This is a genomic window from Novilysobacter antarcticus, assembly GCF_019802285.1.
GTDB classification, from domain to species: Bacteria; Pseudomonadota; Gammaproteobacteria; order Xanthomonadales; family Xanthomonadaceae; genus Novilysobacter; species Novilysobacter antarcticus.
Genome location: NZ_JAIEUJ010000002.1, coordinates 724,516 through 737,626, shown reverse-complemented (window position 1 = coordinate 737,626; position 13,111 = coordinate 724,516). Strand labels below are relative to the sequence as shown.

At 66.8% G+C, this 13,111-nt stretch carries 8 protein-coding genes; 5 read left to right on the top strand and 3 right to left on the bottom strand.

What is annotated here, in order from left to right:
* Positions 1-15 precede the first annotated feature (15 nt).
* Positions 16-1,215 (top strand): sodium/glutamate symporter, encoded by a 1,200-nt coding sequence (gene gltS, locus KZ491_RS08125; RefSeq protein WP_222565313.1) that lies wholly within the window; start codon positions 16-18, stop codon positions 1,213-1,215.
* Positions 1,216-1,230: 15 nt separating this feature from the next.
* Here the strand turns inward: gltS and ggt are convergent, their stop codons facing one another.
* The gene (ggt, locus tag KZ491_RS08120) at positions 1,231-2,979 is read right to left on the bottom strand and encodes a gamma-glutamyltransferase (protein ID WP_222565312.1); all 1,749 of its coding nucleotides are present in this window, start codon (positions 2,977-2,979) and stop codon (positions 1,231-1,233) included.
* A 226-nt stretch (positions 2,980-3,205) separates the two neighbouring features.
* Between ggt and KZ491_RS08115 the strand changes: the two genes are divergently transcribed.
* From KZ491_RS08115 to KZ491_RS08100, 4 genes are all read left to right on the top strand, one after another.
* Positions 3,206-6,337 (top strand): TonB-dependent receptor domain-containing protein, encoded by a 3,132-nt coding sequence (locus KZ491_RS08115; RefSeq protein ID WP_222565310.1) that lies wholly within the window; start codon positions 3,206-3,208, stop codon positions 6,335-6,337.
* 122 nt (positions 6,338-6,459) lie between these two features.
* On the top strand, positions 6,460-8,226 hold the full coding sequence (locus tag KZ491_RS08110; RefSeq protein ID WP_222565309.1) for a gamma-glutamyltransferase family protein: 1,767 nt from the start codon (positions 6,460-6,462) through the stop codon (positions 8,224-8,226).
* Positions 8,226-9,479: an FAD-dependent oxidoreductase gene (locus KZ491_RS08105; protein WP_222565308.1), complete on the top strand. Its 1,254-nt coding sequence runs from the start codon at positions 8,226-8,228 to the stop codon at positions 9,477-9,479. Before KZ491_RS08110 ends, KZ491_RS08105 begins: the two co-directional genes overlap by 1 nt.
* Positions 9,480-9,558: 79 nt before the next feature.
* Entirely contained in the window at positions 9,559-10,521 is a 963-nt protein-coding gene (locus KZ491_RS08100; RefSeq protein ID WP_222565304.1) for a LysR family transcriptional regulator, read from the top strand.
* A 107-nt stretch (positions 10,522-10,628) separates the two neighbouring features.
* Here KZ491_RS08100 and KZ491_RS08095 read toward each other — a convergent pair whose 3' ends face one another.
* Together KZ491_RS08095 and rsgA are read right to left on the bottom strand one after the other, a co-directional pair.
* Positions 10,629-11,894, bottom strand: a complete 1,266-nt coding sequence (locus KZ491_RS08095) for a peptidase MATCAP family protein (protein WP_222565302.1) — start codon at positions 11,892-11,894, stop codon at positions 10,629-10,631.
* Positions 11,875-13,074: a ribosome small subunit-dependent GTPase A gene (rsgA, locus tag KZ491_RS08090; RefSeq protein WP_222565301.1), complete on the bottom strand. Its 1,200-nt coding sequence runs from the start codon at positions 13,072-13,074 to the stop codon at positions 11,875-11,877. The genes KZ491_RS08095 and rsgA overlap by 20 nt, the downstream gene beginning before the upstream one ends.
* Positions 13,075-13,111 lie beyond the last annotated feature (37 nt).

Genomic DNA, 13,111 nt, shown 5'->3' with positions numbered 1-13,111 from the left:
AAGGGAAGAACCCAATTGCTTCAACTTGACGCGGTGGAAACCGTCGCCCTGGGCGGCTTGGCTCTTCTCGGTGGGTACGCGCTGTGCCGCGCCGTTCCGATTTTCCGGCGCTACAACCTGCCCGAACCGGTGGTCGGCGGGCTGGTGATCGCGCTGATAGTGCTGTTCGCGCACGGCCAGGGCACGACGTTGTTCGAGCTGGACACCACCCTGCAGACGCCGCTGATGGTGGCGTTCTTCACCACGCTTGGGGTCAACGCGAGCCTCGCTTTGCTGCGCATCAGCGGACGCCAGGTGGGCATCTTCCTGGCGCTTGCGACCGGCTTTGTCGTGGTCCAGAACCTGGTGGGTCTTGGGGTCGCTTCGATATTCGGCCTGCACCCGCTGTTCGGCGTGCTGGTCGGGTCAGCCACCATGGCCGGCGGACCGGCCACGGGCCTGGCCTTTGCACCGCTGTTTGAACAGGCGGGGCTTGCCGGTGCGGAGTCCATTGCGATCACCTCGGCCATGGCCGGCATCGTGTGCGGTGGCATCGTGGGCGGCCCGGTCGCCACCGTGATCATCCGCCGCTGGCGGCTGAAGACGCCGGGCGGTCATCCCACCGAGGTGCCGGATGTGACCGAGGCCAAGGTGGATCCCCCGCAGACCGAGGGTCAACGCGAATTCAGTGCGCTGAAAAGCATCATCTTCATCATGGTGGCGATGTGGTTGGGCGCCTGGGTGGGGAAGGGCTTTGAAGCGCTCGGATTGACCCTGCCGGCCTATATCGGCGCCATGCTGATCGGCGCCGTGGTGCGCAACATCGACGACGTGACCGGCTGGATCGGCCTGCCGCTTCGCACGATCGACCTGATCGGCAACATCTGTCTCGCCCTGTTCCTGGCGGTGGCACTGATGAACCTGAAGCTGTGGGAGCTGGCGGGCATGGCGTTGCCGCTGGCGGTCAACATGGTTCTGCAGGTGTCGATCGTTGTCGCCTTCTGCGTGGTGGTGTTCCGTGCGATGGGCAAGGACTACGACGCGGCGGTGATGGGCGGTGGCTTCATCGGTTTCATGCTCGGAACCACCGCCAACGCCATGGCCGTCATGCGCACCCTGGTCCAGCGCTACGGCATGGCCCCGCGGGCCTTCCTGGTTGCGCCACTGGTGGGTGCGTTTTTCATCGATTTCACCAACGCACTGATCATCACCGGATTCATGAACTTCGTCCGCTAGCGCGTTGCGTCGTGGCTACTGGGCCACGGCTGCGGCCCCCGGACGGCGCGGATCCGCAGCGCCTTCCACGCCGGATTCGCCCACCCACAGGATCTGGGTGCTGCCGATGGTCTCGCCGGTCTGAATACGGTGGCCACGCTTCTCCAGCAGGCGCAGGGTGTCGGGGCTGATGCCGCGCTCCACCCGCAGCACGCCGTCGCTGTCCATTTCCTGGTGGATGCGCGGCAGGCTGGTGGCTTCGGCGATGTTCAGGTCGAAGTCCACGACGTCCACGATGCTCTGCATCACGGTGCCAGGGATGGTGTTGCCGCCGGGACTGCCGGTGACCATCTGCAACTGGTCGCCCTTGAAAAGGAAGGTGGGCGCCATGCTTGATACCGGGCGCCGGCCCGGATGCAGTGAGTTGGGCGGCTCGGGCTGGCCGGACTCACGGGCCTGCAACTGGGCGCGCATGGAGAAGTTGCCGATCAGGTTGCCGAGCAGGAAGCCGGTGCCGTCGACCATGATCCCGGAGCCGAAATCCGAACCCAGCGTGTAGGTGATACCCACCGCGTTGCCGTCCCCGTCGATGACCGAGAGATGGGTCGTCTGCGGGCTCTCATGCGCCCATGGATCGCCGCCAGGCACCCTGGACGCCGGCTTCGCGCGGCGCGGCGAGATGAGCTTTGCCCGTTGGGCGGCGTAGGACTTGGACACCAGCCCGCGCAGCGGGAGGTCGACGGCGTCCGGGTCGCCCAGGTGCAGCCGGCGGTCGGCCCACGCCAGCTTGATCGCCTCGCTCATGTAGTGGATGGCGTCGGCGGAACCGGCGCCGTAGCCGCCCATGTCGACGTTCTCCAGGATGTTGAGCATGCCGATGATGCCGGCGCCGCCACCGCTGGCCGGTGACATCGTCATCACCTCGTGGTCGCGGTAGGTGCCGCGCAGTGGCTCGCGTTCGGCGGCCTGGTAACCGGCCAGATCGTCTTTACGGATGAGCCCACCATTGGCGATCATGCCCGCCACCAGCCGGTCGGCGATTTCGCCCTCATAGAAAGCCTTTGCGCCGTGCTCGGCGATCTGCTTCAGCGACCAGGCCAGGTCGTGCTGCACCAGCCTCTCGCCGGCCCGCAACGCGCTGCCATCGGGATGCAGGAATACCCTGGCGCCGGCCGGACTCAGGGCCAGGCGCTCGCGCCCCCAGTCCAGCGCGAAGGCCTCGTCGCGGCTGAGCACGATGCCGTCCTCGGCCAGAGCGATCGCCGGCTTCAGCACCTGCGCCCAGGGCAGGCGCCCGTACTTTCCGTGCGCGGTGGCCAGCCCGGAGACCGTGCCCGGGATGCCGGCGGCCTTGTAGCCTTGCTTGTCGCCGGCGATCCTGCCGTCCGCGTCGATGAAGCGGTCCAGCGTGGCCAATGCCGGCGCCTTCGAACGGAAGTCGATTGCCACCGTCCGTTTGTCCTTTGCCAGGTGGACGAGCATGAATCCGTCGCCACCGATATTGCCGGCGCGCGGCAGGGTCACCGCCATGGCGAAAGCCGTCGCGACCGCGGCGTCGACCGCATTGCCGCCGTCGCGCAGGATCTGAGCACCGATATCGCTTGCGGCTTCGTTCTGGCTGGAGACCATGCCCTTCTCGCCGTGGACCGGCTTGTGGATCGCGGCGTAGTTCAGCAGTTGCCGGGTTTGCGCGGTGGCCTGCACGGACGAGAGCGCGAACACGGCAGTGACGACAAGTGCGATCAGGGCCCGCGATGAAGTGGCCTGTGGGTTTCTGAGGTGCATTCCGGGATCCTTTTCTGTGACCGACGCCCTGCGCGGAAGCAGTGTGCAGAAGGGCGGAGTGCTCTTGAGCATGCCGACGCGCCTGGCTGATGTCCCGCAGTTTCTTTGCCTCATCCCATAGCCCCAGGCTATCCCTTGGCAAAGGATTGGTGGCTTTGCGCCGCGATGCCCGTGGCTAAGATCGGGAAGGCGTTGCCAAAGTCAGCCGCTCCCAGGGGATACCCAAATGAACTACGCACCCAAACGCACGATTCTCAGCGTGATGCTCGCCTCGGCGATGCTCATGGAGCCGGCCACGGCGCTGGCACAGGACACAGCCCACCCGACCCAGACCACGCAGACGGACGCCGCGCCGATTGCAACGGACGATGCGGCCCCGGTAGCGGCCCAGCCAGCCGATGCCAAGGCCAAGGAGCTCGATCGCGTCGTGGTGGTGGGAAGCCACCTTGCGGGCAACAATGACACCGGCATGCTCCCGGTTTTCGTGGTCTCGGAGGAAGACGTGGCCGCCACCGGCGCCGTTTCCGGCGAAGACCTGCTGCAGGCCCTCCCGCAGGTCGGCGACATGATGTTCGACAACACCGATACCGCGGGCAACCTCAACGCAGCGCGTGGCGACGTCGGCTCGGTCAACCTGCGCAACCTGGGCACCGGCAACACGCTGATGCTGGTGAACGGGCGCCGCATGGTCAATCACCCGGGCACCCAGACGGAAACCTACGTGCCGCGCCAGACTGCGAATATCAACGCGATCCCGCTCTACGGCGTGCAGCGTATGGAGACCCTGCTCGGCGGTGCCTCGGCGCTGTATGGCTCCGATGCCGTCGCCGGTGTCATGAACGTGGTCATGGATACCCACTTCCAGGGGCTGCGTGCCCAAGCCCAATACGGCGGCTCGGAGGGCACCGATTTCCGTCAGGGCAACTTCAACGTGAAGGCCGGAAAGTGGTTCAACGACGGCCGGACCCGGGTCTCCTTGCTGGGCGGGTACACCTACCGCAGCATCTTCGAGAACTCCGAGCGCGACTACGCCGCCAGTCAGGATCACCGGCCGTTCTTCGAAGGCACGCAGTGGGAGGGGATGACCGCGTTCGATGACCGCATGACCGCCAGCGCGTGGGGCGCGTTCCAGACGGTGGATCGTGTGCGGGTGCGGCAGGACGGCAAGGCGATCACGACCGCCGCCGGCAGCTTCCACATCGAGCCCATTGCCAACGGTTGCGTGACCGCGCTGTACGACGACGTGTGCATCCAGACCGGACTGCAGAACAGCACCATCGACCGCCCACTGCGCTTCAACGCCAACTCCCAGCGCTACCTGATGGGCGGCGTCGACCGCGGCAACCTGTTCACCACCATCGAGCACGACCTCAACGATGACTTCGTGGCATTCGGCGAGGTCAGCTACTACCAGTCGACCTACGACGGCATGCGGGAGCAGGCCGCCTCGCTGGCCGCGGCGCCGATGATCGTTCCCGGGTCCAACTACTGGAACCCGTTTGGCGCCAAGTACCTGCCGGACGGCAGCCTCAATCCGAACCGCCTGCCCGGCATCGATGCGCCCGACGAGGGCCTGGACGTGCGCATCAGCAGTTATCGCGCCACCGAGACCACCCGCCCGTACGAGGTCGATGACAAGTCGTATCGCGTCCTGGGCGGGGTCCGCGGTGACGTGGGTGGATTCGATTGGGAAAGTGCCGTGCTGTATTCACGCGCCCGCACCGTCGATACCCAGTACGGCACCATCAGCAACACGCTGTTCGCCGAAGCCCTCGCCCGTGCTGACGAGAGTGCCTACAACCCCTTCACCGGAGGCAACCTGGATGACTGGAGCCAGCCGCCGGCAATGACCAACGCCGACACAATCGCCGGTTTCCTGGTACCGGTGGTACGCCGCAGTACCGCATCGCTGTTCCAGGTCGATACCCGTTTCGCCCGCCCCGACCTGTTCGAATGGTGGGCAGGCGACGTGGGGCTGGCGTTCGGCGCCGAGTGGCGTCACGAAAAGCTCGACGACCAGCGTGATCCGCGCCTCAACGGGCAGATCGGCTACACCAACCCGCTGACCGATCTCCCGACCAGCGACGTGCTCGGTGCGAGCCCGTCGGGCAACAACGGTGGCTCGCGCTCGGTGGCTTCGGCGTATGCCGAGGTCGCGGTGCCGCTGGTGTCGCCGGAGATGGCGATTCCGCTCGTCCGCTCGCTCGATCTGCAGATTGCCGGTCGATATGAGCGCTACTCCGACTTCGGCAGCGTGTCCAAGCCGAAGGTCGCGTTTGCCTGGGACATCCTCGATGGCCTGATGATGCGCGGCAGCTGGTCGGAGAGCTTCCTGGCGCCCAACATCCTGCAGATCCATTCCGATGGCACCGTGGTCAGCAATACCCGTCTGGACTACTACCAGTGCGAGGCCGACCTGCGCGCTGGCCGCATCTCCAGCTTCAGCGCGTGCGGCAAGTCCTTCAGCACCCAGGCTGTGCGTGAAGGCAACCTCGACCTAAAGCCGGAAACCTCCGAGGCGACCTCGGTCGGCCTGGTGTTCCAGCCGCGGTTCCTGCCCGACGCCATGGGCGACTTCACCTTCACCGCGGACTACTGGAAGATCGACCAGGAGCAGATGATCGCCATCACCGGCGAACAGACCCACCTGGCGCTGGACTACCTGATGCGCATCCAGGGATCGTCCAATCCCAACGTGCTGCGCGACGATCCCAGCGATGAGCAGATCGCCAACTTCGCCGGCACCGGACTGGAAGCGGTGGGCAATGTCCTGCAGGTTCGCGACCAGTACACCAACCGCCTGCCGCGCCGGACCCGCGGCATTGATTACGGCATCTCGCATCGTCTGCGCACCGCGGACTGGGGAACCTTCACCACCAACCTCAATGGCAGCCGACTGCTTGAGCAGATGCAGATGCCGTCGGACCTGGAAGACCTCGTGATGAACGCCCAGCAGGACGGCGTGATCAATGACGGCTTCACGATCCGCAACGCCGGCAGCCTGTTGGGCATCAATGGCACCCCGGAGTGGCGCGCGACCCTGAGCAGCAGCTGGCGCTACCGCAACTGGAGCCTGGGTGCGTTTGTCCGCTACGTCGGCCCGTTTGATTCCAGCGGTGCCCAGCAGGCGGACGGGACCCTGTTCCGCGTGCCCTCCTGGACCACGACCAATCTGTGGGCCGAACACCGCTTCAAGAAGACTGGCAACGTGTTCGAGGACACGACCGTGCGCGTCAACGTCCGCAACATCACGGATCGTGATCCACGCCTGGCGCCGCGTAGCCTGGGCTTCTATTCGGGCCTGCACAATGCGCTGGGACGGGGCTATTACCTGACCGTGACCAAGACGTTCGACTAGGCAGCATTGCCTGTGCAACAGCTGACAGGCCCGCGCGGGCCTGTCAGCAATTCAGTTGATCCTGCACACAGCCGCCTATTGTTGAAAGATGGCCGCATTGGCCACAACGCACCGGAAAGAACGTGCTCCCCATCATCCAAACACTGCGGCCAGACTCCGCGCCGGCCCCGCTGAAGGCCAAGCGCCCCCTCGATATACGGCTGCCGCTGGGAGCGCTGCTGCTGACCGCGCTTCTGGGCGCCTGCCAAACCACGGCCGATCCGGCTGCCGGCGACATCCAGACCAGCGGTGTCGTGGTCGCGGCCAACCCGCTTGCCGTGGATGCCGGCACCGCGGTCCTGCGCCGCGGCGGCACCGCGATGGATGCGGCGGTCGCCGTGCAGTTGATGCTCGGCCTGGTCGAGCCGCAGAGTTCGGGCATTGGCGGCGGCGCGATCATCATGGCCTACGACGCGCGCAGTCAGGCGGTGACAAGTTACATCGGGCGCGAAGCGGCGCCAGCACTGGCGGACGGCAGGTTGTTCCAGGGCGTGGACGGCAAGCCCTTGTCACGCGCCGACGCGATGCTGGCGGGCGGATCCACCGGCGTGCCGGGCGCAGTTGCGGTGTTCTCGCAGGCCCAGCGCGAGCACGGCAAGCTGTCGTGGGACCAGCTATTTGCAGAGACCATCGAGAAAGCCGAGCAGGGCTTCCAGGTCACGCCCCGGCTGGAGGAGCACATCGATGGCACCTTCCCACAGGCGTCCGCTGCGGACGTGCGCCGGTTTTTCTCCCACCCCGACGGGCGCCCGATGCGGACCGGGGATCTGGTACGCAACCCGGAATATGCCGCGACCCTGCGCAAGCTGGCGCAAGGCAACGCGCCGGCGTTCTACCGCGGCGGGCTCGCCGAGGCCATCGTCGCGCGCACCCAGCAGTCGCCGCGGCCGGGTCAAATGACCGCGGGTGACATGGAGGAGTACGCAGCCGAAAAGGCCGAGCCGCTGTGCCGTCCGCTGCGCGCCTACATCCTGTGCGTGCCGCCCCCGCCGGCCAGTGGTGTCGGCCTCCTGCAGCTGATGGCCATGCTGGACGGGACCGACATCGACCAGCGCGGCCCCGAGGACCCGCAGTCGTGGTTCCTGTTCGCCGAGGCCAGCCGGATCATGTACGCCGACCGCGACCACTACGTCGGCGACCCGCGCTTTGACGAGGTGCCCGTTGAGGGTCTGCTGGCGCCGGCCTACGTCGACCAGCGGCGCGCGCTCATCGGGGAGCACGCGGCGCCTTCCCACGCGCATGGGCAGCCTCCGGGAGCAGGTTCGCACGGTCCGGATCGGACCGACGAGCCCGGTGGCACCAGCCATTTCGTTGTCGTCGACCAGTGGGGCAACGCGGTGTCGGTGACCACCACGATCGAGTCGTTCTTCGGCTCGGGTCGGATGGTGGACGGCTTCTTCCTCAACAACCAGCTGACCGATTTCTCCTGGTCCAGCGGCAGCGATCTGGACGCCGCCAACGCGATCGAAGGCGGAAAGCGCCCACGCTCCTCGATGACCCCGGTCATCATCCTCAACCACGACGGGCGCTTTGTCGGCGCGTTGGGCTCGCCCGGCGGGTCGGCAATCCCGGCCTACATCGGCAAGACCCTGGTCGGTCTGGTCTATTGGGAGATGCCCCTGCAGGACGCCGTGGCGTTGCCCAACCTGGTCGCGCGCGGCAAGCAGTTCAACGGTGAGGCGTCGCGGTTCGCTCCGGCCTTGCTGGACACGCTGTCGCAGCGTGGCATGGCAGTCCGCGCAGGGTCGGGCGAAGACTCGGGCCTGCATGGCGTCTTCTACCGTGATGGCGTGCTGGAATGGGCCGCCGACCCGCGCCGCGAGGGCGTGGGTAAAGAGGTCGTCCACTGATGAGTACCCTTGAACCTTCCCGGCCGGGTGACGGCGCGGACGATGCCCTCGTCGATGTAACCGTGATCGGTGCCGGCGTCGTCGGCATCGCCACCGCCTACGCGGCGGCGCGCCGCGGCCTTTCGGTTCGCATCATTGATCGCGCGTCGGGCCCGGCGATGGGTGCGTCCTTCGCCAACGGCGCCCAGTTGAGCTACGCCTACACCGAATCCATGGCCAGTCCGTCGCTGTGGAGCAAGCTGCCGTCCATCGCGCTGGGCAGGGACCGCGCGTTGTCGATGCGCTGGTCGCTGGATCCGGATTTCCTGCGCTGGGGTATTGCGTTCCTGCGCAATGCGACGCCGGCAAGGTTCCGCGAAAACACGCTCGCGGTGCTCGAGCTGGCAGCAGAGTCGCGCGGCGCGATGGACGCCCTGCTGCGTCAACACAATATCGATTTCCAGCACACCGCTCCGGGCAAGATGCACCTGTACCGCGATCCGGCTGCGCTCGAGGATGCGGCAGCCATGGTGGCGGTCAAGCGCGAATACGGCGTCGAGCAGAGTGTGCTGAGCCCCCGACAGGCGGTCGCGCTGGAGCCGGCACTTGCCGGTGCCACCGGTCTTGCCGGCGTCGTCCATTCACCGGCCGAGGAAGTCGGCGACCCGTTGCGCTTCTGCATCGGGCTGCTGGCGATCCTGCAGGCCGATTACGGGGTGACGACCTGCTTCAATTTCGAGGTTGCCAACGCGTCCCTGGCAAAGGACGGGTTCATCCTGACATCGCCCGACGGGCGCGGGCTGCGCTCGCGCAAGCTGGTGTCGTGCGCCGGGGTCGACGCCGTGGCGCTCTCGCGCCGCAACGGTCTGCGGCTGCCGCTGATGCCGGTAAAGGGCTACTCGTTCACTGCCGCGCCGGGAGAGATGGCGCCCCGGATCAGCATTACCGATACCGACCGCAAGCTGGTGTTCTGCCGGCTGGGTGACAAGCTGCGGGTCGCGGGATTGGCTGAAGTCGGCAATCACAGCGCGGCCGTTGATCCGCGCAGGGCGGAACGACTCGTTGTGATGGCGAGGGAATCCCTGCCCGCCGCCGCCGCGTACGACGCGATCGACAGCACATGGGCAGGCCTGCGGCCGATGACCCCAAGCTCGGTCCCGATCATCCGGCGTGTCCGGCCGGACGTGGTGGTCAACGTCGGCCACGGCATGCTGGGCTGGACCCTGGCGATGGGGTCCGGCGAGCGTGCCCTGGATGCACTGCTGGCGAAGTAGCGCCGGGTCAGCGACCTGCCGCGGCGCATCCACGGCCGGCGCTTTGTCACCCCTCGGACCGGTGCCCTAAGATCAGGGCATGCGCCTTCGCCAAATTGAAGTTTTCCACGCCGTCTACACGACCGGCTCGATCAGCGCCGCCGCCCGGGCGCTGCACGTGTCCCAGCCCTCGGTCAGCAAGGTGCTTCATCACACCCAGTCCAAGCTCGGCCTGAAGCTGTTTGCGTTGGTCAGGGGGCGGCTGGTGGCCACGGACGAAGCGCACGCGCTGTTTGTCGAGGTCAACGAGATATTCGAACGCCTCGGGTCGCTGCAGAAGACGATCAGCAACATCAAGAATATCGGTGGCGGCCACATCCGGCTCGGGGTGGTGCCGTCGCTCGGCCTGCACGTCGCGCCCTTGGCTATCGCACGTTTCCGGCAACTGCATCCGGAGGTGACGTTTGACGTGCAGACCCTCCACCACGACGAGCTGTTCCAGGCGCTGTACGAGCGCACCTGCGACATCGCGATCGCCTATGCGCCGCCCTTGCACCCCCGCATGAAGCGACGTCTGCTGAATACCGCCCAGATGGTGCTGCTGTTCCAGCGCGGGGACCTTCCGGATGTAGGGGATTCGGTACCACTCACTCTGTTGAACGGGCGCGACGTGGTCGGGATGACCGCCAGCGGTCCGGTGGGCGATGCGCTCGCCAGCGAGATGCTTCGACGCAAGGTCGAGGTCCATGAAGTGGTCTCCAACCAGACCTTCTACACCGCTGCCGCGCTCACCAGCCACGGCGCCGGAATGACGGTGGTGGATGAGTTCACCGCGCGCGCCACGGTCCACAATGGCGTGGCGTTCCGTCCATTCGCGCCGCCGATCCGGTTCAACGTGGACTGCGTGTTCCTGGAGGACCGCAGGCCATCCAAGGCGGCCGAGGAGTTCATCAGCCTGTTCAAGTCGGTTATTGGCGAGATTCAGGAGGGGAGCGGGGATGTGGTTGAGCGTACGGACCATACGAGCAAATCCCCGGCACTGATGGCGGGCGGCTCACCATAGAAAATTCATGTTCCGCCGGAGCTCCGCGGCGAGATAGCGGAGTTCAGAGTTGGTACCCGAGCCCTCCCGTCCCAGCGAAGAACGGATCCGGCAGGGCCCGAGATGCGTTAAATATCCGCAAAATCCGCATCGTCAATCGTGTCCAGCCGGATCTGGTTGGCAAACAGCGAGAACGCGAGCATTCCACCCAGGCCATTCGCCCGCGCAACCCAGCTGGGTAACCAGCGCGGTGGCACCAGTACGCCGGATTCGAACATCGGCGCCAGCCTTTGCACGTCGCCCAGGGTCATCTTGCCGGCGAACAGCCAACGGCACAGGCGCAGTTGCTGTCGCCGCAATGCCCAGCGGAAGAAGGTGTGCACGCCGATCAGGCCGCGCAGGTAGACGGTGTCCTTGGTGAAGGCGTGGCCACCGGTGGTAGGCACGCCGCGGAAGACGCGCTGGGCGGAGGCAAAGCCCTCGTGCGGGCTCTGGCCGGCGTCGAGGAACAGGCGGAACACCTCGATGAAATCCGCGCCGTCCAGGGCGCAGGCGATCGCCTCGATGCGCAGGCTCAGGCGCTTCATGCGGGCGATGTCGATGTTGCCGGTGATCTGTTCGGCAAAGGTCGCCATGCCTTCCTGGGTGGCGGTCGCGCGCGGTGACGCCAGCGCCAGGCTGCCCAGCACCGGTTGTTCGCGTCCGTTGAGGGCGCTGAGCGAGTGGACGAAGGCTTCGTGCTGCAGCAGCTGCTGGCGGTCGTAGTCGGTGAAGGCGGCGCTGGTGCGCAGTCGGATCCGGGTCGCACCGGCCGCGGCCTTGGCGATCAGGTCCGGGTCCAGCACGACCTCGATCATGCGTTCGTTGAAGTAGTCGTCCAGATCGCGCTGCAGTTGCAATTGCAGCGCGGTGGCGGAGATCTCCACCTGCTCCGCCGGGGAGGCCAGCTCATGGTCGAACTGGTCGGCGATCTCGATGAAGTGCTGCGCCGCCACACGGGCGCTGGGACCGTTGCCGGGCAGCGGGGCGTCCACGCTGCCGTATAGCTCTTGCGAAAGGTCGCTGACCGAAGTCGTGGCCAAGGCCTCGCAGAGGCGGGCAGCGGTGTCCCAGCTCGCGGTCGCGTCGATCAGGTACTGGCCCAGCGGGTGGCTGGCATCCGCCTCGCGGGCAATCGCGGCCAGCTCGGCGCGCGCTTCGCTGAAGTCGTGTTGCGGGTACTCCACATGCGGCAACCGCGTCACCCCGCGGGCGTAGTCGGCGAGGAAGGTCGCGCCGTGGTTGGCCGGCCAGCTCGCCAGCGTCAGCACCTTGATCCCGCGTGCGGCCTGCACCATGCGCGCGTCCAGCGCGGCGTGATGGACGATGTCGGGCTCAGTCCTCGCCGTAGTCATCGTCGATCCGGGGGCGTTGCCGCGACGGTTTGCCGGGTGACTTCTCGGCGGGCTTGCGCGTGGGCCGTGCGAGCGAGGGCGGTGCAGCGGTGGCATTCGGTGTGGCGGCGGCATGCTGGGTCTGGCGCTCGGCCAGCTTGTCGGCGGCGCCGGCGACTTCTTCCTGCAACTTCACGTAGTTGGCGAAACGGCGCGGGTCCAGCTTGCCGTCCTCAATCGCGGCACGGATCGCGCAGTCCGGTTCGCTGGCGTGGCGGCAGTCGCGGAAGCGGCAATTCGCGCCCAGCGCATCGATGTCGCTGAAGTTCTCGGCCACATCCTCTTCGCCGGTCGGTTTGAGTTCGCGCATGCCGGGGGTGTCGATCAGGCAGGCGCCACTTTCCAGCGGGATCAGCGCACGATGGGTAGTGGTGTGGCGGCCACGCTCGTCGCTCTCTCGCACCGCACCGGTTTTCATGCGTTCGCTGCCGACCAGAGTGTTGGTCAGGGTTGATTTGCCCGCGCCGGAGCTTCCCACCAGCACGGCCGTGGTACCCGGCCGCAGCCACGGGTTGAGGCTGGCGACGCTGTCGGGGTCCAGCGCGTTGACCGCGCGCACGGGCACATCCTGCGCGGCGAGGTCGATCAGCGCCTCCAGCGAGCCGGGCACGTCATCGGCCTGGTCGAGCTTGGTCAGCACCACGACAGGGACGGCGCCGCTGCCGCTGACCAGCAACAGGTAGCGTTCGATCCGGCGCGGGTTGAAGTCCGAGTCCAGCCCGCACACGACAAACACCGTGTCCACGTTGGCCGCGATCAACTGCTGCTTGTAGTGCTCGCCGGCCGCGCCACGCTTGATCGCGGTACGCCGGGGCAGCAGGGCGACGATCTGGTCTTTGGTGACGATGGCGTCCTCGGGCGCCGGCTCCACCAGCACCCAGTCGCCGACGCCGGCACGCTGCTCGGTCGGGGTGGCGCCTTTCCGGTAACTGGGTGCGCGCTGCCAATGCGGTGGCGATTCGACCGCAATGCCTTCTTCCGGCCCGACCGCAACCACGTAGCCGGTGCGGTGCTGTTCCACGACCCGTGCGGGGTAGGCGGTCGGAAAGTCCGCCAGCATCTCTCGCCACGCTGCGAAGGCGGGCCGGCCGTGATCGTCCAGCGGCCAGCCGATCGCCTGCAGGGCGTGGTTATCGTTCATGCACGAGGAGGGCGCGGGTCCATGGCGCGATTCTACA

Excerpts from the sequence above, each read along its gene's own strand:
- ggt (WP_222565312.1), bottom strand. The coding sequence starts at position 2,979 with ATGCACCTCAGAAACCCACAGGCCACTTCATCGCGGGCCCTGATCGCA.
- KZ491_RS08115 (WP_222565310.1), top strand. The coding sequence starts at position 3,206 with ATGAACTACGCACCCAAACGCACGATTCTCAGCGTGATGCTCGCCTCG.
- KZ491_RS08105 (WP_222565308.1), top strand. The coding sequence starts at position 8,226 with ATGAGTACCCTTGAACCTTCCCGGCCGGGTGACGGCGCGGACGATGCC.
- KZ491_RS08100 (WP_222565304.1), top strand. The coding sequence starts at position 9,559 with ATGCGCCTTCGCCAAATTGAAGTTTTCCACGCCGTCTACACGACCGGC.
- KZ491_RS08095 (WP_222565302.1), bottom strand. The coding sequence starts at position 11,894 with ATGACTACGGCGAGGACTGAGCCCGACATCGTCCATCACGCCGCGCTG.
- rsgA (WP_222565301.1), bottom strand. The coding sequence starts at position 13,074 with ATGAACGATAACCACGCCCTGCAGGCGATCGGCTGGCCGCTGGACGAT.